At 55.0% G+C, this 23,957-nt stretch carries 21 protein-coding genes and 1 tRNA gene; 4 read left to right on the top strand and 18 right to left on the bottom strand.

The features are described from left to right. Nucleotides 1–2 precede the first annotated feature (2 nt). The 10 genes from E7Z62_06005 to E7Z62_06050 all read right to left on the bottom strand — a co-directional run bounded on the left by E7Z62_06005 (nt 3) and on the right by E7Z62_06050 (nt 14,095). Nucleotides 3–2,819 carry a DNA-directed RNA polymerase subunit A' gene (locus tag E7Z62_06005; GenBank protein ID MBE6522660.1) on the bottom strand — a complete coding sequence of 939 codons (2,817 nt, stop codon included), beginning with the start codon at nt 2,817–2,819 and terminating at the stop codon, nt 3–5. Continuing rightward, nucleotides 2,816–6,430 carry a DNA-directed RNA polymerase subunit B gene (locus tag E7Z62_06010; GenBank protein MBE6522661.1) on the bottom strand — a complete coding sequence of 1,205 codons (3,615 nt, stop codon included), beginning with the start codon at nt 6,428–6,430 and terminating at the stop codon, nt 2,816–2,818. The genes E7Z62_06005 and E7Z62_06010 overlap by 4 nt, the downstream gene beginning before the upstream one ends. Nucleotides 6,431–6,432: 2 nt before the next feature. Further along, on the bottom strand, nt 6,433–6,699 hold the full coding sequence (locus E7Z62_06015; GenBank protein MBE6522662.1) for a DNA-directed RNA polymerase subunit H: 267 nt from the start codon (nt 6,697–6,699) through the stop codon (nt 6,433–6,435). 113 nt (nt 6,700–6,812) lie between these two features. Next, nucleotides 6,813–6,889, bottom strand: a tRNA-Lys gene (locus E7Z62_06020). A gap of 131 nt (nt 6,890–7,020) precedes the next feature. Beyond that, nucleotides 7,021–8,835, bottom strand: coding sequence for an ABC transporter ATP-binding protein (locus E7Z62_06025; GenBank protein MBE6522663.1), 1,815 nt, complete (start codon nt 8,833–8,835; stop codon nt 7,021–7,023). After that, the gene (locus E7Z62_06030) at nt 8,832–10,589 is read right to left on the bottom strand and encodes an ABC transporter ATP-binding protein (GenBank protein MBE6522664.1); all 1,758 of its coding nucleotides are present in this window, start codon (nt 10,587–10,589) and stop codon (nt 8,832–8,834) included. Before E7Z62_06030 ends, E7Z62_06025 begins: the two co-directional genes overlap by 4 nt. Next, nucleotides 10,586–11,002 (bottom strand): MarR family transcriptional regulator, encoded by a 417-nt coding sequence (locus E7Z62_06035; protein ID MBE6522665.1) that lies wholly within the window; start codon nt 11,000–11,002, stop codon nt 10,586–10,588. The genes E7Z62_06030 and E7Z62_06035 overlap by 4 nt, the downstream gene beginning before the upstream one ends. Nucleotides 11,003–11,047: 45 nt before the next feature. Continuing rightward, the gene (locus tag E7Z62_06040; protein ID MBE6522666.1) at nt 11,048–11,824 is read right to left on the bottom strand and encodes a methyltransferase domain-containing protein; all 777 of its coding nucleotides are present in this window, start codon (nt 11,822–11,824) and stop codon (nt 11,048–11,050) included. 4 nt (nt 11,825–11,828) lie between these two features. Then, a complete protein-coding gene (locus E7Z62_06045) occupies nt 11,829–13,232 on the bottom strand; it encodes a proline--tRNA ligase (GenBank protein ID MBE6522667.1) in 1,404 nt (467 codons plus the stop codon). Between the two features lie 2 nt (nt 13,233–13,234). After that, a complete protein-coding gene (locus E7Z62_06050; protein ID MBE6522668.1) occupies nt 13,235–14,095 on the bottom strand; it encodes a ribose-phosphate diphosphokinase in 861 nt (286 codons plus the stop codon). Nucleotides 14,096–14,181: 86 nt separating this feature from the next. Between E7Z62_06050 and E7Z62_06055 the strand changes: the two genes are divergently transcribed. Further along, nucleotides 14,182–14,784, top strand: coding sequence for a DUF357 domain-containing protein (locus E7Z62_06055; GenBank protein ID MBE6522669.1), 603 nt, complete (start codon nt 14,182–14,184; stop codon nt 14,782–14,784). Here the strand turns inward: E7Z62_06055 and E7Z62_06060 are convergent. The 5 genes from E7Z62_06060 to E7Z62_06080 are packed head-to-tail and all read right to left on the bottom strand — an operon-like array spanning nt 14,768 to nt 18,180. Then, entirely contained in the window at nt 14,768–15,652 is an 885-nt protein-coding gene (locus E7Z62_06060) for a hypothetical protein (GenBank protein ID MBE6522670.1), read from the bottom strand. The two genes, E7Z62_06055 and E7Z62_06060, sit on opposite strands and share 17 nt — an antisense overlap. Further along, nucleotides 15,624–16,823 (bottom strand): bifunctional phosphopantothenoylcysteine decarboxylase/phosphopantothenate--cysteine ligase CoaBC, encoded by a 1,200-nt coding sequence (coaBC, locus tag E7Z62_06065; GenBank protein MBE6522671.1) that lies wholly within the window; start codon nt 16,821–16,823, stop codon nt 15,624–15,626. The genes E7Z62_06060 and coaBC overlap by 29 nt, the downstream gene beginning before the upstream one ends. After that, nucleotides 16,820–17,419 (bottom strand): dTMP kinase, encoded by a 600-nt coding sequence (locus E7Z62_06070; protein MBE6522672.1) that lies wholly within the window; start codon nt 17,417–17,419, stop codon nt 16,820–16,822. The genes coaBC and E7Z62_06070 overlap by 4 nt, the downstream gene beginning before the upstream one ends. Nucleotides 17,420–17,473: 54 nt before the next feature. After that, entirely contained in the window at nt 17,474–17,884 is a 411-nt protein-coding gene (locus tag E7Z62_06075; protein MBE6522673.1) for a Toprim subdomain protein, read from the bottom strand. Continuing rightward, a complete protein-coding gene (locus E7Z62_06080; GenBank protein ID MBE6522674.1) occupies nt 17,881–18,180 on the bottom strand; it encodes a YggU family protein in 300 nt (99 codons plus the stop codon). Before E7Z62_06080 ends, E7Z62_06075 begins: the two co-directional genes overlap by 4 nt. Before the next feature lie 53 nt (nt 18,181–18,233). Here E7Z62_06080 and E7Z62_06085 point away from each other — a divergent pair, with 53 nt between their 5' ends. After that, entirely contained in the window at nt 18,234–19,049 is an 816-nt protein-coding gene (locus E7Z62_06085) for a hypothetical protein (protein MBE6522675.1), read from the top strand. On the opposite strand, the gene E7Z62_06090 is transcribed toward E7Z62_06085, so the two are convergent. The 3 genes from E7Z62_06090 to E7Z62_06100 all read right to left on the bottom strand — a co-directional run bounded on the left by E7Z62_06090 (nt 18,976) and on the right by E7Z62_06100 (nt 20,775). After that, a complete protein-coding gene (locus E7Z62_06090) occupies nt 18,976–19,800 on the bottom strand; it encodes an MBL fold metallo-hydrolase (protein MBE6522676.1) in 825 nt (274 codons plus the stop codon). The two genes, E7Z62_06085 and E7Z62_06090, sit on opposite strands and share 74 nt — an antisense overlap. Before the next feature lie 5 nt (nt 19,801–19,805). After that, nucleotides 19,806–20,264, bottom strand: a complete 459-nt coding sequence (locus E7Z62_06095) for a CBS domain-containing protein (protein ID MBE6522677.1) — start codon at nt 20,262–20,264, stop codon at nt 19,806–19,808. A 163-nt stretch (nt 20,265–20,427) separates the two neighbouring features. Further along, nucleotides 20,428–20,775 carry a DUF2188 domain-containing protein gene (locus E7Z62_06100; protein ID MBE6522678.1) on the bottom strand — a complete coding sequence of 116 codons (348 nt, stop codon included), beginning with the start codon at nt 20,773–20,775 and terminating at the stop codon, nt 20,428–20,430. 129 nt (nt 20,776–20,904) lie between these two features. Here E7Z62_06100 and E7Z62_06105 point away from each other — a divergent pair, with 129 nt between their 5' ends. Further along, the gene (locus E7Z62_06105) at nt 20,905–22,554 is read left to right on the top strand and encodes an ATP-grasp domain-containing protein (protein MBE6522679.1); all 1,650 of its coding nucleotides are present in this window, start codon (nt 20,905–20,907) and stop codon (nt 22,552–22,554) included. After that, the gene (locus E7Z62_06110; GenBank protein MBE6522680.1) at nt 22,551–23,957 is read left to right on the top strand and encodes an MFS transporter; all 1,407 of its coding nucleotides are present in this window, start codon (nt 22,551–22,553) and stop codon (nt 23,955–23,957) included. The genes E7Z62_06105 and E7Z62_06110 overlap by 4 nt, the downstream gene beginning before the upstream one ends.

A 23,957-nucleotide genomic window follows, 5' to 3' on the forward strand; every position in this document is an offset into this window, starting at 1 on the left:
TATCACTCACCTCCTCCGTCGTAGTCGATGTCAAGGTCGTCCATGTCCTCTCCGTCTCCCTCTTCCTCGATGTATTCCATCTCGTCCTTCTCGAGGGATCCGTAGTCTCCGCCGACGTCCTTCTCGTTGTCCTGGATGAAGTCCTCGGCCGCGTCGCCAAACACCTCGAAGAACAGGTCGTCGAGGTCGATTGCCTTACCCCTGACGGTCTTGGCGGGATCGACTCCGTCCTCTCCGTACTTGAACTGGACGACGGTTCCCACGGTGTTCCTTACGGTTCCGTCGGATGTCAGCTTGAGGTCCTCCAGAGCGGAGACGAGCCTCCTCTGCATGTATCCTGACCTGGAAGTACGGACAGCGGTATCGACCAGTCCCTCTCTTCCTCCCATTGCGTGGAAGAAGAACTCGGTGGGCGTGAGTCCGGACTTGTATGAGTTGGAGCAGAATCCCCTGGCGTATGCCCCGAGGTCTCCCTTCTCGAAGTGGGAGAGCGTCCTGTTCCAATATCCTCTGGACAGCCTCTCTCCACGAACGGACTGCTGACCAACACAACCGGCCATCTGTGACAGGTTAAGCATCGATCCACGGGCTCCGGCCTTCGCCATGATGACAGCGGGGTTGTCCATTCCCAGGTATTTTCCTGCGATGTCTCCTGCCTCATCACGGGCCTCTCCCAGCTCCTTCATGACGCTGACCTCGAGGGTCTCCCTGAGAGAACGTCCGGGCATCTGCTGGAGGGTTCCGGAACGGTATGAGTCCACCAGAGCAGTCACCTTGTCGATGTGCTCGTTGGTGTTGTTGCTGATCTGGAGGAGTGCCTCCTGAGGGATATCCTCGTCGCTGATACCGGTACTGAATCCGTGGTTCATCAGTGCACCGAGGGCGAGCCTGGTGACCTGGTTGATGAACTGGGCGGCCCTATCAGATCCGTAGTCACGTGCGATACGATCGAGGATCTTACCCTTGCTGTTTCCGATTGCCTTGACGTCGATGGTTCCGCAGATCAGCTGACCGTCGCGGATGATGACGTATCCGTCGTTGGGGCAGTTTCCTTTCTTGCACTCTGCACGGTTGTTGCAGTTGCAGATGTTCGCCCTGAAGCTTGTGTTGAATCCTTTGGGAAGGATTGTCGAGAACAGCTGCCTTCCAGTCCAGTACTTCTCTCCCGTCTCCTCGTCGATGAAGGGTTCGGGCATGGGGACATCGTCCAGTTTGAACATGATGTTCGCCGCCTCCTCCGCGTTGAAGCGGGGGTTGAAGTGTGTGAGGAAGTAAGCTCCCGTGATGTGGTCGTGGATCGCACCGATGATAGGTCCTCCGTACCTGGGGGACAGGATGTTCTCCTGGACCTGCATGATGATACGTGCCTCTGCACGTGCCTCATCGGACTGCAGTACGTGGAGGTTCATCTCGTCTCCGTCGAAGTCTGCGTTGTAGGGAGGACAATCGCACAGGTTGAACCTGAATGTCTTTCCCTCCATGACCTTGACGCGGTGCGCCATCATGGACATCCTGTGCAGCGAAGGCTGCCTGTTGAACAGGACGACATCTCCGTCTACGAGCTGTCTCTCGACGGTGTATCCGATGTCGAGACCCTCGGCGACCTCCTCGGCGTTCCTCTCGGTGATCCTGATCTTCCTTCCGTCGGAACGGATGACGTAGTTCGCTCCGGGGACGTAGGGGAAGTCCAGCTTATCCGCCATGGGACCGCGCCTGACGATCTCCCTGACCTTCTCGATGTTGTACTGGTTCACGCGGAGGGGAACGGTGAGTTCCCTTGCTGCGAACGTAGGTACTCCAACATCGTTGATGGAGAGCAGCGGATCGGGCGAGATGACGGTACGGGCGGAGAAGTTGACACGCTTACCGGAAAGGTTGGATCTGAAACGACCCTCCTTACCCTTAAGCCTCTGCTCGAGCGTCTTGAGGGGACGTCCGGACCTGTGCCTCGCGGGCGGGATACCGGATGTCTGGTTGTCAAAGTATGTGGTGACGTGGTACTGGAGAAGCTCCCACAGATCCTCAACGATCAGCTGGGGTGCTCCTGCATCACGGTTCTCTCTGAGCCTCTGGTTGATCCTGAGGACATCGACCAGCTTGTGGGTCAGGTCATCCTCGGACTTGTCTCCTGCCTCGAGTGTGATCGAGGGCCTGACGGAGACAGGGGGCACTGCGAGGACTGTAAGGACCATCCACTCCGGCCTGCAGGTCTCGGGGTCGATTCCCAGGGCCCTGAGATCCTCATCGGGGATCCTCTCGAGCCTCTCGCGGACCTCTTTGGGTGTGAGCTTGTGGTTGTCCTCGACCTCCCTGAATGTTGTGGGCTTGTCGAGCTTGATCTTGATCTGCGTCTCGTTACAGTAGGGGCAGACGGCCTTTCCGGATGCATCCTTGGCGGTGTCCTTCGTGAAGAGCTTCTTCTCGATGGTTCCTCCTCCGAGCTCCTCCATCTTCTCCATGCTGTCCATGCGGTCCTTGATCTGTTCGGGGGACAGCATGAGCCTGCCGCACTTGCAGCAGGTGGATTCCAGCAGCATCTTGATGTCCTTGATGAATCCGACGTGGATGACGGGCAGTGCGAGCTCGATGTGTCCGAAGTGTCCGGGACACTCGTCGACCTTGCATCCGCAGGTCTTACAGCGGATTCCGGGCTCGATGACTCCCATATGGGGGTCCATGAGTCCACCGGGGTAGGGATAGCCCTCGTCGTTGTACGTGTCGGGCGTGATGACCTTGATGGCGGACATCTTCCTGATCTCCTCGGGGGAGAGACAGGAGAACTTGATCGATCCGATCCTCTTCGTGATTCCGTATGTCATTTCAAATCCTCCAGCTGAAGCCTCATGGCTACACCAAGGGACAGAAGCTCATCCATCAGCAGCTTGAAAGCGTAGGATGTCTGAACCTGGTAGATGTTTGTATTATTCTTACAGACAGGACAGTAAAGGGATCCATGCCTGTCCATGATTGCGATGTGTCCGCAGGACGGGTTGCCGCAGATCCACTGCTGTGTTCCATCCGACTCGTCGAGGAGACGGTCCTTGATGACCATGGATACTCCGTGACCGATCAGACAGTCACGCTCCATCTCTCCGAACCTGAGACCTCCCTGCCTGGAACGACCCTCGGTAGGCTGCCTGGTAAGGATCTGGACGGGTCCTCTGGACCTGACGTGCATCTTTCCGCTGACCATGTGGTGCAGCTTCTCGTAGAAGATGACTCCGGTGTATACCTCTGCCTGAATCATCTTTCCGGTCCTTCCGTCGTACATGATCTCCTTTCCGGTGTTCTTGAATCCGTTCCTGACGAGACCGTCACGGATGGACTCCTCGTTCTCTCCGGAGAACGCTGTACCGTCGATGGTGCGTCCCTCCATCGATCCGACCTTACCTGCGATCATCTCGAGGACGTGTCCGATGGTCATACGGGACGGGATACCGTGGGGGTTGACGACCAGATCGGGTGTCACTCCGTCCGCGGTGAAAGGCATGTCGCACTGGTCGACGAGCCTTCCGACGACTCCCTTCTGTCCGAACCTCGAACAGAACTTGTCACCGAGTTCGGGGATCCTCTGGTCCCTGACCTTGACGCGGACGAGCTTGCGTCCGTCGAGGTCCTCTGTGATCATGACTGAATCGACGTATCCGCTCTCTCCGTGCCTGACGGTGACGGATGTCTCCCTCCTCTTCTGAGGTGTGAGGAAATCGGTGTCCTCCTCGTTGAACCTGGGAGGCGATGTCTTTCCGACGAGTACGTCGGAGCTTCCGACCTGGGATCCGGGAAGGATCAGACCGTCGTCGCCGAGCATGGAGTACTTGTCCTCCTCACGGGCTCCGGTGACGTCGGGCTGGGGGATCTCGAACGCATCCTCGGTTCCTCCGGGGTAGCGGTGCTCCTCAGCGGAGTAGGACCTGAGGAAGGTGGATCTTCCGAGACCTCTCTGCACGGAGCTCTTGTTCATGACGAGCGCATCCTCGATGTTGTATCCGTGGTATGAGAGGACAGCGATACAGAAGTTCTGTCCTGCGGGCCTGTGCTCGTAGTGCATATAGTTCATGGTCTGCGTCTGGACCATGGGCACCTGCGGGTAGTGCATCAGGTGTCCCCTGGTGTCGGGCCTGATCCTGTAGTTGGAACAGGAGATTCCCAGAGCCTGCTTACCCATTGCTGCACCCATTGTGATACGGGGTGCGGAGTTGTGCTCGGGATAGGGAACGATACCGCATCCGACTCCGATGATGATCATCGGGTCGACCTCCATGTGGGTGTACTTGGGGTCGAGCTTGCTGGGCACTGTGAACTCGTTGTCGCACCATCTGCACTTCAGGACCGCATCCTCATCCTTTCCGGGGTTGGTCCAGTCTGCGTCGGTGACAGAGAGCGCATGACCGCAGCAGGGGCACCTGGAAGGCACGTCGTAGGGGTCGACGAGGACAAGTGCGTCCTCCTCTTCCTCTGCATCGATCCACTCGATGATTCCCTCGCGGAACAGGTCGTTCCACCTGATCTTCTCCTCGCGGATTCCCTCGATGTGTTTCCTTGTAAGTGCCAGCCTTCCGTTCTTGACGATGAGGAGAGGCCTTCTGAGACGTCCCTCATCACAGTTGATTATGACCTCGTTGGTCTCCTGATCGAAACGGACATTGATCTGTCCGGAGATCAGACCGCATCTCCTGCGCTCCCTGATCTCGTTGACCAGCTTCTTGGCGTCCTCGTGAACTCCGACAAGGTCTCCGTTGACGTATACACGGGTCTCGTCGGATGTCTTGACTGTCTTGATTCCCAGCTCCCTGAGCATCCACCTGATGTCCATCTCGGGGATTCCCTCCGAGATCTCGATGATCAAGGCGGCGTTCTTCACCAGACCGCAGTTCTGTCCTTCAGGTGTCTCCGAGGGGCAGAGTCTTCCCCACTGTGTGGGGTGCAGGTCACGGGCCTCGAAGTGAGGCTGACTCCTGGTCAGGGACGATGTCACCCTCCTGAGGTGAGACATAGCGGACAGGTTGGATGTCCTGTCGAGAAGCTGCGATACTCCTGCACGTCCGCCGACCCAGTTTCCTGTGGCGAGAGCGTGGATGAGCTTGTGTGTGAGCAGCTCGGTCCTGATGGAGGAACGGATGGTGTTGATGTCGAACTTCTCGTTCCTCTTCCTTCCCCAGCTCCTCTCGAGCTGGTATTTCAGGTCCTTCATGAGGCTGCTGAAGCTTGTCCTGAAGAGATCCTCCATGAGGTCTCCGGAGAGCTTGAGCCTCTTGTTTGCGTAGTGGTCCTTGTCGTCCTCCTTCCTCTTCTCGAGGGAAAGTTCGAGGACGGAACGTGCTACGCGGCCGAGGAAGATTGCTTTCTTCTTCCTGTCTTCGATTGAGTCTCCCAGGTGGGGGAGCAGTGAACGGTCGAGGATGGACTCAACCTTTTTGGTCCTGTATTCCTTCGCCTGACCGGCAGCGAAGTTCCTCTCAAGGAACAGGATCGCGTCCTCGGTTGTGTGGAATCCGTTGGGCGCGTATGTCTTCTTATCATAAGCGGTCTCGATGTTGGCGTACACGGTGTTTGCCATGAGCTCATCGGAGACGATGGTCTCGTAGATCTCCTGATCTGATTCCATTCCGAGCGCCTTCATCAGTGCGATGAGGGGGATGGAACCGGAGACAGCGGGAACGGAAACGGAAAGCATTCCGTCCTTCTTCTTCTCCACGAGGGTCAATGCGCGGTAACCGTCCTTCTGTGAGAAGACCTTGGCAACTTCGACTGCCGCGCCGTATTTCTCATTGTACTCGACCATTACTCTGTTGGGTGCGAGATCCTCCAGCGTGATGAGTACCCTCTCGGTACCTCCTACGATGAAGTATCCTCCGGGCTCCCTGGGGTCCTCTTTCTCCATGACGAGCTCCTGCTCGTACTCCTCGGGGGTGAGAGAGCGCTCAAGGTGGTGCTCCAGGTTCTCCTTGTAAAGGCTGCATCCCTTGGATTTGACCATGATGGGCAGGTCTCCGACCCAAAGCCATCCGGATCCCTCGGGGGAGTCGATCTCCTGTCCGTCCTCGAAGATCTCAAAGAACACTTCGACACGGGATGCGTAGTTGAACTTTCTGAGCCTGGCCTCCATGGGGGTAGTCCAGTGCTCGCAACCGTTTGCCTCTTTTACGTAGGGCTCGCCGACACGGATGGTGGGCCTTGCGTTGACGTCGATGTGGCCGTCCTCATCCCTGGTCCTTCCGATACGGATCTCGAGGTTCCTTCCGCCGGTCCTCTCGGGGTCCAGCTTGATGACTCCGCGGGTAGCGTCGTCTGTGGGGACCCTGATGTCGTCGACGATCCTCTGCATCCTGCTGTTGGGGTTGTCCTCGGTCGCGAGGAAATCGTTGAAGGACGAGAGGTGGTGGTTCACAATGTTGTGTTCCGAGAAGTAGAGTTGTACTAGATCCCTCATCTTCATCCCCTCGTTACGAGCCTATACGCCACGAACTCCTGGGCGGTCTTGCTCTTCCTTACGATCTTTATGACGCGGCCCTCCTCGATGGGTCCGTGGATACTCTCCAGGACTTTGACTCCGGGGTCGCTTTTTCTTATCTTGGGAAGCTGCTCAAGTTTGATTCCCTTCCTATCGAGAACCGCTTGTGCCTCCTCTTCGGACAAGAGGTGATGCTCAGGCACTAGGCAGTGCGTGAGTACATTGAACGAGATGTTTTCTGTTGCCAAGTTTTCACCTACTTTTGTTCCAGACCGGTCATCTGGCGAAGACGTTTGATTTTGAGAAAAAGTGTGTGCCTTTCCTCATACTTGATCTGCCGTCGATCTCTCATGAAGTCCATTGGCGGGCCTGAAGGGATTCGAACCCTTGACAGCCTGATTAAAAGTCAGGTACTCTACCTAGCTGAGCTACAGGCCCTTATGGATAGCTTTCAAGCTTGTAATTCGGGTGCAATAGATGGTATTATTAAAAGGTTGCTCCCCCTATAAGGCGCGTATAATACAATATAGGGGAGAAAAGAGTGAGGTTTATGATAAAACCTCCGTTTTTCAGTCCATCTCGGTCTCCTCGAACTGACTGTCGTACAGGTCCTGATAGAATCCGCCCTTCGCGAGCAGCTCCTCGTGCGTACCCTGCTCGATGATACTGCCGTTTCTCATCACGATGATGAGGTCGGCATCCTTGATGGTCGACAGCCTGTGGGCGATCACGAAGGATGTCCTGTTATGTGCCAGATCATCCATTGCCTTCTGGATTATCAGCTCCGTTCTGGTGTCCACAGAACTCGTTGCTTCGTCCAAAATGAGCATAGGGGAGGTGTCCAACATCGCACGGGCGATGGTCAGCTGCTGCCTCTGGCCGGCGGACAGGGTATCGTTATCCTCAAGGACAGTATCGTATCCGTCAGGAAGGGACATGATGAAGTGATGGATCCCCACCGCCTTGCAGACCTCCTCCAGCTTCTCGTCTGAGATGTCTTCTTTGTTGTAGACCAGATTCTCTTTGATGGTCCCCTCGAACAGCCAAGTGTCCTGGAGGACCATGCAGAACTGCTCATGTACGTTCTCCCTGGTGAGGTCCTTGATGGACACGCCGTCTATGAGTATGTCCCCGCTCCAGACCTCGTAGAACCTCATCAGCAGATTGACCATGGTCGTCTTCCCCGCACCGGTGGGCCCGACGATCGCGACCTTCTGACCCGGTTGGATGTCAGCGGAGAACCCGTGGATGATCTCCATATCGGGATTGTATCCGAAATGTACGTCCCTGAACTCGACGTGACCTTTGGCCTCTATCCTCTGGACCTTGTCCGACTCGTCCTCGAACTCCTCCTCGTCGAGGAATCCGAAGATCCTCTCGGCCGCGGCCGCCACGGACTGCATTACGGTAAGACCCTGCGACATCTGCTGCAGAGGGTTGGTGAATAGCCTGATGTAGATCATGAATGCGACGATGACCCCTATGGTGATCTCTCCGTCGAGGACCATCATCGCTCCGACGATACAGACCATGACGTATCCGAAGTTCCCGATGAAGCCCATCAGGGGCATCATGGTCCCTGCCATGAACATGGCCATGAAACCGCTGTGCTGAAGGTTGCTGTTGATGTCATCGAACTCCTTCTTGGCCCTCTTGTCGCCGTTGTAGGACTTGACGATGCTGTGGTTGTTGTACGTCTCGGTGATGTGGCCGTTCATGGCCCCCAGATAGTTCTGCTGGGCCTCGAAGTACTTCTGCGACCTGGACATGATCAGGGCCATCAGTATGAATCCGATGATGGTCGAACCGACTGCGACACCGGCCATGGTCAGGTTGGTGTACATCATCATGATCAGGGACCCTAGAAACTGCGTGATGGCCACGATCATGGTGCTCACGGAACGGTTCGTATCCTGTCCTAGCGAATCCGCATCGTTGGTCACACGGCTCATCAGGTCCCCTGATTTGGCGCTGTCGAAGTACTTCAGCTGGATGCGGTCAATCTTCGCAGAGATGTCATTACGGAGGTTACCCGCGGTCCTCTGGGCGATGGTGGCCATAATCAGTCCCTGCACCAACGATATGACGGCGCTGCTTCCGTACAGAATCAGCAGCCAGACGGCAATAGACACTATCGCATCCATGTCTATGTCGCCGCTGAAGAGCCCATCCTTGATCAGGTCGGTCATGTCGCTGAGCATGTTCGGACCCAACAGGGTGAGCACTGTACCGACTATGGCGAAGATCACCGCGATGATGAACAGGGGCTTGTACTTACCCATGTACTGGAAGAGTCTGGCCCATGCCTGTTTGAAGTTCTTGGGCTTCTCCGTGGGCATACCAGGAGCATTCCTAGGTCCTCTCCTTCTCTCGGGCGGACTCATCTTACCAACTCCTCCTCTGAGAGCTGAGACCTGGCGATCTGATGGTATACCTCACAGTCCTTCAGCAGCTCCTGGTGTTTCCCGATGCCAACGATCCTTCCCTCGTCGAGGACGATGATCTTGTCGGCATCCTTGATCGTACCTATCCTTTGTGCGACTATGATTGTGGTGACTCCGGCCGTCTCCTTCTTCAATTGGCTTCTCAGGAGGTGGTCGGTCTTGTAGTCCAGGGCGGAGAACGAATCATCGAAGATGTAGAACTCCGGCTTCCTGCATACCGCACGGGCGATGGACAGACGCTGCTTCTGCCCTCCTGATAGGTTCGTACCTCCCTCTGCGACGGCACCTTGATACTGGCCTTCCATCTTCTCCACGAACTCGGTCCCCTGTGCGATGGCGATGGCTTTCTTCACATCCTCCTCGCTGCGTTCAGCCTCCGTGTCTCCGTAATTGACGTTCGATGAGACGGTGCCGTTGAACATGACGGCTTTCTGGGGAACGTATCCTATCTTCCTGTGCAGATAGTCCTGGTCGTATTCCTTTACATCCACTCCGTCCACGGTGATCTGTCCGGAGTTCGCATCGTAAAAGCGAGGGATGAGCTTCACCAGAGTACTCTTACCGGACCCGGTGGAACCGATGATCGCTACGGTCTCTCCCTTGTCCACATCGAACGATATGTCCGTGAGCGAATCCTGAGGGGAACCGGGGTAAGCAAACGATACATTGCGGAATGATATGCAACCCTCCATCTCCGGAGGGGACTCCCTGACACCTCCGTCCAGAACGGTGGGCTCGGTCCTTATGACCTCATCAATACGCCTGGCCGCGACCATGGCACGGGGCAGGACCATGAACACGATGATCAGCATCATGAAGGCCGCGATGACCTGCATCGCATACGACGAGAACACGATCATATCGGAGAAGGCTGCATATCTTTCGAGCATACCTTCAGTCCCCGAGATTATGACGGCGCCCATCCAGTAGATCGCCAGACCAAGAATGCTCATTATCGCCGTTATCACTGGCATGAGGAACGCCAGAGCGCGGGTGACGGACACGTGTGTATCAGTCAGCCTATCGTTGGCCTCCCTGAACTTGTTCTCCTGGTAGGCCTCCGCGTTGTAAGCATGGACAATACGAATCCCGCTCAGGCCTTCCTTCGTTATGCGGTTGACATCGTCGTTCATCCATTGGATCTTCTTGAAACGGGGGAAGGTGAACCACAGGATCACTCCTATGAATACGATCATGACCAAGAGACAGATAAGGGTGACCTCCACCCATCCGATGTTCTTGGTCGAGATCTTCATCAAGGCCAGAATTGCCATCATCGGTGCCCTGAGAGCCACCATGAGTCCCAAGATAAGGGCCATCTGGACCTGGTTGACATCGTTGGTGGAACGGGTGATGAGACTGTATATGGAGAATCTGTTGATCTCAGCGGCGGAATACTTCTCGACCTGGTTGAACTGGCGTTCACGCATGGTCTTTCCCAGGTTGGTTCCTATGTTAGCGATGATCAGTCCAGCTATCACCGCGGTGACCAGACTTCCGGCAGCACAGGCCAGCATCCACTTACCCTGTTCCATGACCTCCTCGGAGGTGCCTCCGCGGGTCATGATGTTCGTGATCTCCGCCATATAGCCCGGGATCTCCAGCTCCAGCCAGACTTGAATATAGACGAGAACGAGCGTCACCGCCAGCAGGAGCCAGTCGATCCTCCTGAAATAATTGAAGATCAGCTTCATGCCTCCTTGACCGTATTGGAAATCTTCTGTAGGATTACCATGAGCGTATCCATCTCTTCGGGGGTGAGGTCCTTCAAAAGGCCCTTCCAGGCATCGTCCATAATGACCTTGATCTTATCGACGACAGCCTTCCCTTCCTCTGTAAGATATAATGAATATTCACGGCCTTCTGCCCTATCCTCAACAAGGCCCGCCTCGATGAGTTTGGAAACGGTACGCGTGGTGTGCGCCTTGTCGACCATCAGGATCTCGGTGAGTCCCTTGAGGGATATGCCCTCGTTGTATGCGATCTCGCCCAAGAACGGAGCTCCCGACGGCGTTACTCCCAGTTCCTCGAACTTGGGGCCTGTGGTCTTCTCCAGATAGGTCTTGATGACCCTGGGGCTGCAGATGCGTTCGTTCTCCTTTTCCATAACGCAGTTGACTAATCAACTCGTATATATAGTTGACATATCAACTCATGGATTTCCTGAAGTTTTGCGTGCGAAAATGAGATAGCCCGTATGACCGAGCATCTCGAAGGACGGCCTCACTCCGCCGGGGTGGACCTCTAGACCGCGCTGCATGTTCTCCAGGGCATAGACATTGGAGTAACCGTGCTCGCGCAGTGCATTGACGATTGATTCGGCCTGATTCATGTTGGGGACGTATGCACAGAGCCTACCTCCGGAACGGAGATGCTTCTCCAGATTGTCCAGCGCCAGCCACGGATCGGGCATGTCCATGGTGAGGGCATCTGCCTTCCAATCCACATCGACGGACATGTCCCTTGCGTCGCCTATCTGATAGCTCCAGTACTTATCCAGACCGACCCTGGATACGTTCTTCTTGGCGCGGAGCGCGTTCTCCTCCTTGAATTCCAAAGTGAGAACCTGCCCGGTGGGAGCTACGGCATGCAGAAGTGCTGTGGTCAGTCCGCCGGATCCAGCTCCGACCTCGATCACCCTGTCGCCGGCCTTTATGTCGCAATGCATCAGGATCGTGGCGGCATCTTTAGCGGAAATGATCTGAGCGCCCCTGTCCAGGGATTCCATGAGTTCGAGCACACCGGGTCTGAATACCCTGTAGTCGCGGCCGACGATGGTGACCTTATCGCCCTCCTCAAGGTCCTTGAACCTGCTGCCGTCGATGGCCCCCAGGGACTGGACCTTCATCATGCCGTAGACCACTTTGAGCCATACCCTCTTGCCCGAGGTGTCCTCGAGGTAGATGTACTCGTCCTCCTGGAATGCCATGGGATCACATCGTGTGGGCTGCGTATGCGGGCTCTTCGGTGTCCTTTCCGCAGATTATGCACTTGCCCTTGAACTCCTCTTTGTGATAGGGCCTTCCAAGGATCTTGAAACCGGTGGTGTCCTCGAACTTGTGACCGCACTCGTCACATCCGCACCATCCGAACCTGAGGATCTTGTCCTCGGGGATGTTCTCAATGGAATCGATGTCCTGTGTGCGCTGCTTCTGGATCTCGTTGGCCCTGTTGAACATGTTGTCAGAGATGTCGTCCAGGATGAGCTGTACTCCGGGAACGAGGTTCTCTATCGAAATGGTTCCCTTCTCCGCGGTGTCCCTCCTGAAGAACGATACGACCTTGTTCTCGATGTCGCGTCCTCCGAGCTCGAGCCTGAGAGGTACACCTTTCATCTCCCACTCGTAGTACTTCGCTCCGGGACGGTCGTCGCGGTCGTCGAACTTGACCCTGAATCCTGCCTTGGAGAGGACGGTCTCCATCTCCTTGGCCGCGGCCAGAACGGTCTCCTGATTATCCTTCTTGAAGATGGGGATCAGGACGATCTGGTAGGGTGCGATTCCGGGGGGCATGATGAGTCCCTGGTCGTCTCCGTGGACCCCGATCAAGGCCCCGACCAGCCTCTCGGACATTCCGTAGGTGGTCTGATGGACGAACTTGTGCTCCCCGTCCTTGTCCTCGTAGGTGATCTCGTAGGGCTCGGAGAAGTTCGTCTTGTAGTGGTGGATGGAACCCATCTGGAGGGTCCTTCCGTTGGGCATCGACGTATCGATACCGACTGTGTAATACGCGCCGGGGAACTTGTCCCACTCGGTACGTATGAGTAGCGTGTAAGGCAAACAGATCTTCTTGGCGATCCTGGAGAGGATCTCGATGTCCTCCTCGATCTGCTTCTGCGCATCGTCGTAGTCGACGTGGCAGGTGTGCGACTCGAAGAAGTGGATCTCACGGACCCTTATGAAGGGCCTGGTCTGCTTTGTCTCGTAACGGAACGTGTTGACGATCTGGTAGGTCTTGAGGGGAAGGTCCTGGTGGGATCTGATCCACAGTGCGAACATAGGGTACATCGCTGTTTCCGATGTGGGCCTGACGACGAGCCTCTCGTCGAGCTCATCCAGTCCTGCGTGTGTGACCCAATAGACCTCGCTGTCGAATCCCTTGATGTGCTCCTTCTCCTTGGCGAACTGACTCTCGGGGATGAGCAGGGGGAAACAGACCTCGTCATGGTTGGTGGCGTCGAACTCCTCGCGGATGTAGGTGTCGATCTGCCTCATGATCCTCCAGCCGTAGGGGGTCCAGACGTTCATTCCCTTGATGGGGTACCTCTTGTCGGAAAGGCCTGCCTTCTCGACGATGTCCAGATACCACTCTGCGAAATTCTCCTCCTTGTTGGTCATCTTCATCCCTTCCTGATGGCATCGGCGATGAGTCCGGCTACGGAGATGTCCGACTGGGAGCTCTCCAGTGTGTTGCAGCAGAGGACCTTGTCCAATGCACTGTGCGTGAGCTTCTGGATAGCATCGTTGACGAAGACCCCGTGGGTGCAGGCTACGGAAACGCTCTTGGCGCCAGCGTCCCTGAGTGCCTGTGCGGCGGTCATGATAGTACCGCCGGTGGAGATCATGTCGTCCACGATCAGGATGTTCTTGCCTGCGCAGTCCATGGTGGCGGGGGCGATCTTGACCTCCGTTCCGGAAAGGCGGGTCTTGTTGAGATGGTCGTAGGGCTTGCCCATCCTCTCTCCGACATCCTTTGCACGGTTGGCCGCTCCGATGTCAGGTGAAAGGACCAGGTCGATTCCCTTGTCCCTGAAGTAGTCTGCGATGACAGGTGCCGCCTTGAGGTCTGTGTGCTTGCATGTGAATGCATCAAGCACAGCTTCCTTGTGGATGTCGACGGTGATGACGTGATCGCATGCCAGCGAATCCAGTAGTTTGCACATGAGGATTGCGGATGCAGGTTCTCCCGGGTTGAAGAGCCTGTCCTGCCTGGCGTATCCGAAATAGGGGATGACCAGTGTGACCTTCTTCGCCTTGAGGCCCTTGACGATGTCCTGAAGAAGGAACATCTCCACAAGTTTGTCATCGGGGAAGGTGTTCTGAACGATGACGACATCATCGTTGAACTCTTCGCTGTCGACCCTTGTGTAAACCTCTCCGTCGGGGAACTTCCTCGTGCCTGCCTGTATGTATCTGCATCCGAGGTTCTCTGCGATCTGCTTCGCCAGGACCTCCGATGTGGACCCGCCAATTACTATCATGTTCCCATGGTAATCCGTTCCCCTTAATATGATAATCGGGCGCGCGTCGCGAGAAGTATAAAACCGTCGCCGAACATTCACCGACGATGAGGAACGACATCGTCACCGAAGAACTCACATTGAAGACCCTGGACATGCTGGACGGGGCCCGCAAAGGTCTGGAGCTCATCCCCAAGGAAGGTACAATGCTCAGACCTCTGGCGGAGAGCGGGTTGGAGATGGTCGACTGCTATCGTTCAGATGCCTCGGATTTCATAAAGGCCAAGGACCTGGTGACCGCGTTCGCTGCCATCAACTACGCTCATGCATGGATAGGATGCTTCGGCAGGCTCGGACTTTTCGATTCTAAACCCAGAGACGAACTGTTCCTGAAACTCCCTGAATGCGGAACCGAGGACGGATGCAGGATCACCGAGGAGAAGATGGCCAAATACCTAGACATCACCACCCGGGCAAGGAAGAAGGTGAAGATAGCATCGCCGGTCAGGTCGTTCGACCGCAGGCTCGCGATAGAGTTCATGGACACATCGGATGATTTCTTCAAACAGGCTGTGGAATACCGCAGGGATGATGACTTTGTTAGGGCGTTCGCAGCGGTGAACTGCGCCCACGCATGGCTTGACGGGGCTGCGAGGATCGGTCTGTTCGATGTGGAAGAAGATGATGTCCTCTTCACTCTGTACGAGTGACCTCAATAGGTCCGGAGAATGACGAGGTTTTGAACAGACTGGCACTTGGGAACATATCACGTGCCTTTTCCATCGGTATGTCGGAGTAGATGCTGTTTCCGAGCATGCACATTCCTGCATGACCCCCCTCTTGTTTTATCGCCCTCAGCGCAACCTTGATTTCCTCGGATTCCAGACCGATGTATTCGGAGAACTCGTTCGCAGCGGAGAATAGCCCCGGGATCGTACGTTCTGAGGAGAATCTCCCCATAGCTACATCCCCGGCCTCCACTATCTTCTTCATCTCCTTCTCATCGCTCAGTACGGATTCGGTCCTCAGGGGTTCCTTGAAAACGATCAGCGTCAGCTCTGGGAAGGAGAGGTTCGAATCCGATGTCCTGCCGGATATCCCCTGTACTCCTGCCGCATCTCTTATCGGTACACCGTAACCGGAATTGATCGCTGCCAGATCCCCGAGGCCTCCGCCCAGGGTGCATTCCGCCTTATGAGCGGCCTTGACCGCTTCGAACCTGTCCATGCCTGACAGGGATGCCGCACAGAGTGCAGCAGCGAAAGTGCCCGACGCACTGGCACCGAACCCTTGTTCCAAAGGAAGACCATGTTCTAGGCGGATATCGAATCCTTTTCCGATGTCCATAGATTCTATCGCCAGACGTGTGACCGGAGCATCCGATTCTGCTCCATTCAGGAAGATGCGGACCTTCTCGTCATCCCTTGTTTCCACTATCGCGTTACAGCCGAGGCTTGTCCTGATCCCGAATCCGAGAGAACCTGTCCTCAGCACATCCTCAGACCTGACCGGTCTGAACACGCATGAAATATGCCCAGGGACGAAGACCTCAGCTCTCATAGTCTCCGAAAAGGTCATCCAGGATTATCTCCGAGTTGTGAGCCTTGGTACCCGAGATGTCTATTGCGGCATCCTTGGTCACAAGTATAACGCTCGAATCCGACTTTCCTGCGGAACTGGTATCGTTAGCGATGACAGCGGTCAAATCGTACTCGTCCAGACGCTGACGGGCCTTATCAATGAGCTTCTCCTTGGTCAGTCCTGATTCTGCCTTGAATCCGATGACCGTTCCGCACTTCTTCCTGATGAGCGGGAGTACCTTCTGCACCGGAATCAGTCCGAGGTCGAATCCCTCTGAACTGGTAATCTTTCCGTGGTCGATCTCCTCGGGCTTGAAGTCAGAGAGCGCCGCAGGCACGATCACTATGTCGTGGTCTATGTCGTTGAGCATGCTGATCAGATCCGAAACGCTGGAGAAACGCTTCACATCGATGTAACCGGGAAGCTGAACGCTGCATCCGCCCATCCAGAGATCCACTTCCGCGCCTCTCCTGAAGGCTGCCTCGGCGAGCTTCACAGCCATGAGTCCGGATGACCTGTTGGTGATGACTCTCATCGAATCTATGGGTTCCTCGCTGCGTCCTCCGATGACCAGGACCCTCTTGCCCTTCAGATACGCATCCCCTACGATCCTCTCGACGCTGTTCACAATCTCTTCTGTGGATGCCACCTTGGCCCTGACCCCATCGAGCCTCGGGCCTATGAACGCGATCCCCCAGGACTTCAGCTTCTCGATGTTGTCGCTCACGGCGGGGTTGTCGAACATCGCCTGGTGCATGGCCGGTGCGATGGCCACAGGCACGCCTTCCCCTATGGCAACGCTGGCCATGGAGGTGACCGTGGTATCGTCGATACCGTTGGCGATCTTGGAGATGGTGTTGGCCGTTGCCGGATAGATCAGAAGGAGATCGGCCGATTCCCTGTCTCCCAGGAGCGTGATGTGCTCTGTGAGTCCGGTGAGCTCGGTGACGGGCTGGTTTCCCGATGCGAAGTACAGGGAATCCGGTGTCACCAGCTTCTGGGCTTCCTTCGTCATCACAGGAATCACGTCCGCTCCGCGTCTGATAAGTTCCCTGATCGTTCCGAAGCACTCGACGGCCGCTATGCTGCCGGTTATGCCCATGACTATGGTCTTTCCCTCGAGCGATGCGCTCTTCTCACAGTAAATCTCGTCTGCCGGATGTGTCATCTTATCACCTTCTCCACTATCTCCATCGCCTCTGCGAAGACCTGGTCCTGCGTCTGCGATGCGTCTATCACGCTGAATCCGAACTCCTTCGCCAGACGGAGATAGTTCTCGCGGACCTGATTCTGGAAATCGAGCCTCTCGAACTTGCTTATTTCCTCTCCGCGGACGCCCACCCTGTCCATACCGACCTTGGGATCGATGTCCAGCAGTATGGTGGCATCCGGTCTGCCGATGAATTGTCTGTTTATGTCGATGAGCCAATCCCTGTCGGAGGCGTCGCCGTCCAGCTTCGCTGATTGGTAGGCCACTGTGGATGCGAAGTACCTGTCGCAGAGCACTACCTTCCCTTCGGATACTAGTTTTGTTATCTGTTCGGTGTGGTCGTTGCGGTCTGCGACGAACAGTAATGCCTCGGTCCTCTGCGAGATACTGCCAGCGTCCCCGCTGCGTATGAACGCCCCGATCCTCTCATGCGTGGGCTCGGCCGTCAGGACGACCTCGATTCCCATCTCCATGAGCTGCTCGGAGATCCTCCTGCACAGTGAGGTTTTTCCTGCGCCGTCCGCGCCTTCGAAGACTATGAAAGCTCCGCTCATCGGCACGTGAATGGGTTGAGCTGATAAGTAATGTCGGTCGGATGTTCGAATTATTCAAGGATGTTGAACCGATTCCGAGCGCTCCTCGAGAAGCCCGAAGACTGAATCCAGGGATTCGACGTCCTTGGAATACATCCTTGTTAGAAAGGCCAGGTCGGAACGTATGGAATCGTCGTATCCGACGCCCAAGGAACGGAGATTCTCCCTGAGGCTGTGGGCAAGGTTCCCTCCCCTGCCGTCCCAATCGGTAAGGATAACGGCCTCCTTACCTGATCTCCAGACGTATTCGGCAGCCTTTACAGGTCCGCCTCCGCTCTGCACGCAGTAGATGTCGCCATGGATGTTCAGGTTTGCCAGGGCAGATACATCCTTGTTGCCTTCGACCAGTATCACATGGTCATCAGAGAGTTCCGAGAGCCTATCCAGAACTTCCTGGAGTTTCTCAAGACGCTCCTCGTCGTTCATTGCATCGCCTTCTCGATGGCCTCGATGATGGCCTTCGGATCCCCTGCGATGGTGACGGTCTTCTGATGGCTTGTCATGCCTGCGGTAACCGAGGACTTGCAGCCGGTGACCTCCTTGAAGTAGGATTCCACCTCCTTGTTAGCCCTCCCGTCCAGCGGAGGAGACTTGACCCTGAGGATCGCACGCTTCCTCCATTCATCGAAACCTTCCAGACCGGAACGGTTGGACCTTGGAGAGACCATTATGTCGAATTCCAAACGGTCCCCTTTGTCCCTCGAGACATCCGCGACTCTCATAGCGTACCCGTATCGACGAATGAATTAATACATCACTTGAATATAGCCCATCGATGAGTCCTGTGCTCCAGCCTATGACCTACGAGGAACTCTCCCAAATCTACAGGGAGGAGAAGAACGGTAAGGCTTTGATGCCCTGCAGACAGGATATGTACAGGGCTTTCGCCGACCTTCTCACCAGGCTGCGCCAGGAATATGATAGGGAGATCGCCAAGGACCCCGATTCCATCATGGCTGAAGGCGCCAACCAGAAGCGGAAGAAGGCAGAGACGCAGATCAAATACATTGTGAGCCTAAGGGCCCGGAAGATCTGCAACAAGGCGGTGCTCTCAGCTGACGGGAACATCGAGGAATTGAGCGCATTGACACCCGAGGAACGCGACTACTATGAGAGAGTGGTAGCACTTTCCAAAGGACAGCTGACGCTCGTGGACGGATACAGAGGGAAGAAGACGGTCAACACCCTCATCGATGAGGAACCTCTCACACCTGCCCCGGTCATACCCGATAGGGAACCCGAACCCATGCCCGACCCCTCCGAGGCTGTTGCCAGCGGTGTAGAGGATGAGTTCCCTCCGGTCGTCGAAGAACCTGAGATGTTCGATGACAACACAGAGGAACCATTCGACGAGGAACCTGAGATACAGCCCATCCAGCAGCCTGCGGAGCCTGAAATCGTCACTACCGAGGAACCTCATGAGACGGAATCGGATACAATGGTCATCCGTGTGCTCGAGGACCTGCCCCCGTTCGCCGGTCCGGACAGGGATTATGAACTCCACAAGGAGGATATCGTCACCCTTCCCAAGGCCATGGCAGCAATACTTGTGAACTCTCAGAAGGCCGTGGAGATCGCTCCCTCACTTTGAGAGTGCGGGTGTCGCCGGGGAACTCCAGACAGTCGATCTTTATCCTCTTTATTCCCGTGACGTCGGATACCGATTGTCTTGCCGTATCCGGAGTGTTGTTCGTCTTGCTGAGGTGGGCGAGGAAGATCTGCCTGTTCTCGCTCTTGTCCATGGTGCGCCTGATCGCGCGTGCGGTATCGACGTTGTTCATATGCCCGTGGTCGCTTCCGATCAGGGATTTGAGACTTGGGGGGTACGGACCGTTGACAAGCATGTCCATATCATAATTCGCCTCGATCACGGCGACGTCCGCAATCCCCAGAGCATACTCGATCTGTGCGCTCAGCTTCCCTGTGTCGGTGGCCACCAGGACCTTCTTGTCGTTGTCCACCTCGGTGAAGTAGCAGTTGGGCTCCACAGCATTATGAGAAGTCGCCAGAGGCGTGACGTGGAACTGACCTATATCGATACATGAATTGGACTTGTACACCCAATGCTGGACGCTGCCCAGATGAGATTCGTTGAACGTGGCCTCATTGGCCACTACGGGAATGTCCAGCTTCCTGGCCGTCGCACCGGCACCGGAGACGTGGTCAGAATGCTCATGCGTGATGAGGATGGCCTTCAGAATATCCTTGTCAATGCCCTGGCGGTCCATGAGCGATAGGATGCGCCTGCAGCTGATGCCGGCGTCGATCATTATGGCCTCGCCGTCGTTCTCTATTATCGTGCAGTTGCCATCGCTTCCGCTGGCCAGTACGTGGACCTGCATGGTCCTCAGGCCTTTTTCTTGTAGAGCGCGAAGATTATGTCGCCTCTGGAGATGATTCCGACAAGGACGCCCTTCTCGAGAACAGGGATACGGTTGATGCCGAGCCTGAGCATGATCCTGAGCACCTCCATGATGGATGCGTCGGGAGTCGTGGTCATGACCGAACGGACCATGATGCTTGACATCTCGATGTTAGATATCTCCTCTGAAGCCTTCTTGAGATTGTCATCGGATTCTGCGAGGGAGTCCATAGAATAGTCGAGAAGACTGTCCCCTCCGATGTTGTTCTCCAATCTGGACTGGTATTTCATGATGACAGTTAGGATATCGTTCTCACTAACGAAACCGAGAAGATGGTTCTTGTTGTCGACGATGGGCGCACCGGACATGTTCTCCAGAGCGAGCCTGGTTGCCGCCTTTTTGATCGTATCGTCAGGACGCAGGGTCGGAACCTCTGTCGTCATCAAATCCCTAACCTTTAGCTTTGTCATCGGAAATCCTAATCCAGTGAGGACGATATAAACATTGGCCAACTACGATTTGAAAAGGTGTGGAATCAATCGGATAAAGGGATTCGGAGACCGCCCGGACAGAGCGGCCCCCAGTATAATCTGGCACTTAGCAGCGTCAGTGTTTCTTCTGGATCTTTCCGTCCTTCTTCTGACGGATGATGTGAGTGCCCTGATTCTCGGCCACCTGCTTGGCGTACTCCTCTGCCTCGGCCTTGGTGTCGAATCTCTTCAGAGCCCTCTTCGCCTTAGTCCTCTTGACCTGCCATCCTCCGTCGGGGTGGGGCGATACGAAGTAGGGTCCGTTGCGCTCATCATCGTCGTCGATCTCTTCTTCCTTGGCGGGTTCCTCTTTCGGAGGGTTGACTTCGACGGGCTCCTCCTTCAGCTTCTCTTCTTTCTTAGGCTCTGCTGCCGGAGTCTCCTCCGGTTTCTTCTTGTCTTTCCTCTTAAAGAATCCGAACATAGGGGACGTATCGTTTTACAATAGAAAAATAGTGCTGTTTACAATCAGTAAAGTGTGCATCATTCCAGAATAGCGGCCCAACATCCTCCCACATAAACAGTTTTTATCTGTGTTAACGATTTGTAAACTATGGATTACATCGCAGTTGTCGAATGTGTTTCCTCGGGAATTCTCTACATCGACGAGATAATCGCCCATGGGTGCAAACCGTTGATCGTCAATACCAACATCAAGACGAATGATCTGGACAATTACAGGAGGATGCTCCGCGAAATCCTCAAGGACAAGGCAGAGTTCCTGGACGAGGGCGAGGACTTCGATACCCTGGTGGAGAAACTCCGCAGATTCAAGATAAAAGCGGTGTTTCCAGGAAGCGAATACGGAGTACGTCTGGCGGATCGTCTGACCTCAGCTCTGGGCCTCAAGGGGAACGATGAGAAGACCACATATCTCCGCTGCACAAAAGCTGGTATGCATGAAGCCCTGGGCAAAGCTGGAATCCGCAGGATTGAAACTGAAGAAGTGAACAGCGAATCTGATATCGGAGAATTCTGGAGAAAGAACAATCTTGACAAATGCGTTCTTAAATACTCCGAATCGGCGGCAACCGTCGGTCTTAAGATATGTTCCTCTGTAGATGAGGCGGTCGAGCACTACAGGCTCATGAGGAGTACTGCAAACTACAAGGGCGATATCGATTCCGACATCTTGATTCAAGAGTACATCTCGGGTACGGAGTACATCGTGAACACACTCAGCTGTGACGGCAGACATATGCTAACTGACGTTTGGTCATACGCCAAGATACAGGCCGGAGACGGTACCCTGGCCTATGACTACGCAAAACTCGTCAAGGACCTGGAGCCGGGCCACATCGACATGATCCGCTACGCATACAAGGTGTTGGATGCAGTGGACATGAAATGGGGGCTCTGCCATATCGAGATCAAGATTGATCGCAAAGGACCCGTTCTGATAGAGACGAATGCACGTCCGATGGGTCTGGCGATGACCGCGTCGTATTTGGACGAAGTGCTGGGGTATCACCTGACCGACCTGGCCATAGAGACGTACTTCCGTCCTTCGGCCTTCAACAAATATATCCACAGGGTCTACAACCCGCCAAAATACGCACTGATGAAACTCCTAATCGTACCTGAGAAGATCAAAGGCAGCTTCGGACCCACGTTCCTCTTCTCCAATCTCATCCGCAGCACCAGAGAGATACTGTTCTTCGGCAAGGAAGAGGTATCCACCTACCCTCGTACGATAGACCTTGAAACCTGCCCCCTCGTCGTGAAGATGGTCAACCAGGACTACGGCGCTCTCATGAAGGACTATGAAATGCTCAGACAGATTGAGTCCAATTACTTCCATCTGCTATACTCCAGCAACAACAACGTCCCTGCAGTGGAGCCCCACACTGACATAGAGGGCATAATCAAGACCCTGTATCCGAGCTGGAGATTCTGCGTTGTGACGGATGAGGGTGTGTCGATAGCCCAAAATGGAAAAATGACGGAATTGGATAACTGGAGCATATTCGACGGTGCGATATACGCCAAATGTGGTAAAGACACCACAGAAGAAAGATGCCGCACCATATACAGGACGATTCTGACAGTCAGATCCGGAGGGACGTTCATCATCGTTCCTGAATCGTTCAGCGCCATGGAGGATGGTTCTGTTATCGTCGAGTTCATCATGAATATAGCCGGCGTGCATGTCATCGCCCCGTCGTACGACTCCAACGGTTTGATCTATGGTCTGAAGAAATGAATGAAAGTGACCTCCCGAAAGGTACGCTGCTTACGCTGATAATCGTGTTCCTAGTCGCATTAATAGACGGCTTGGATGTCAGCATAGTCTCGATCGCCCTTCCCACCATCACCGAAGATATGGACGTCACATTATCCCAATCTTCTTGGTTCATATTCTCCTATGTGCTCGGACTTGCTGCCCTGCTACTGCCCTTCGGAAAGATGGCAAAGAACAACCGCGTTAAAAGATTCATTATCTGGGGGACCATCATTTTCGGCGTATCATCTCTGATGTGCGCCCTGTCTACAAACTTCTGGATGCTTGTCGCATTCAGACTCATACAGGGTATGGCGGCGGCCATGATGAGCTCCGCTCTGCCGTCCATAATAGTGCACATGCTCCCTGTTGACCGCAAAGGGCTGGGCATGTCCGTCATGGGCGCATCTTCCGGTATCGCCCTGATAGCTGGACCGGTCCTCGGAGGTTTCCTCACCTCCACATTCTCTTGGCATGCGGTGTTCCTCATCAACGTACCCATATGCCTGCTTATCGTTGTAATGGTATCCTACCATCTGCCATCCGACGGCACTCCTGACCGCAGCAAGGACCCTTCATACATAGGAGGTCTGTCAGCGATGATATTCATCGGCTCCATGCTGACGATTCTGGAGGATCTCGGGGACCCCGACCTCAACACCGTAGGAAAGATCGTGTGCGGGATACTCATGGTAGTATCGCTGATCATCCTCATAGCCGTCACACGCCGCGATATGAGCAGAGCGGTCATCGCTCCGAAGATGCTATTCAATTCGGAATATTTCATAGTGGGAATGTCGTTCCTGTTGTGCACTATCGTGGTGGCCGGAGCCAACTACCTTCTGCCATACATGCTTCAGGAATACTGGGGCATGGAACCGATGCTGTCCAGCCTTTACCTTTCCGCCATCTCGGTGGCCATGGTGATCACCGTCCTTCCTGTCGGCGGACTCTGCGACAGGTTCGGATGTAAAGGACCGGTCATGGTCGCGGTCATCATGAGGTCCCTGTTCTGCATCCTGATGATCGTGATGGTAGTGGATAATGCAGAGCCGTACCTGCTGTTGCTGCCTTTGATAGCGTTCGGAGTATCCCATGCATTCTCCGGAACCGCCCAGCCTACCCGTATGATCCATCATGCTACCCCGGGATATGAGGATGAAGCTACCAACTTCATGCTAGTGGTCAACTATGTGGCCAGCGCACTCGGGTGTGTGCTATTCGCTCTGGTCTATTCCATCACTTCAAATGCGGACATACATACCGAATACCTGCCTGCACTCGCCAACGGTTTCATAGGCACCATGTGGTTCTCCCTGATCCTCCTGCTGGGTGCGATGATATGCACCCTCATCGTGAAGAACAAGATAATCAAGAAAGAATGA

It is taken from the genome of Thermoplasmata archaeon (assembly GCA_015063285.1).
Lineage (GTDB): Archaea > Thermoplasmatota > Thermoplasmata > Methanomassiliicoccales > Methanomethylophilaceae > Methanoprimaticola.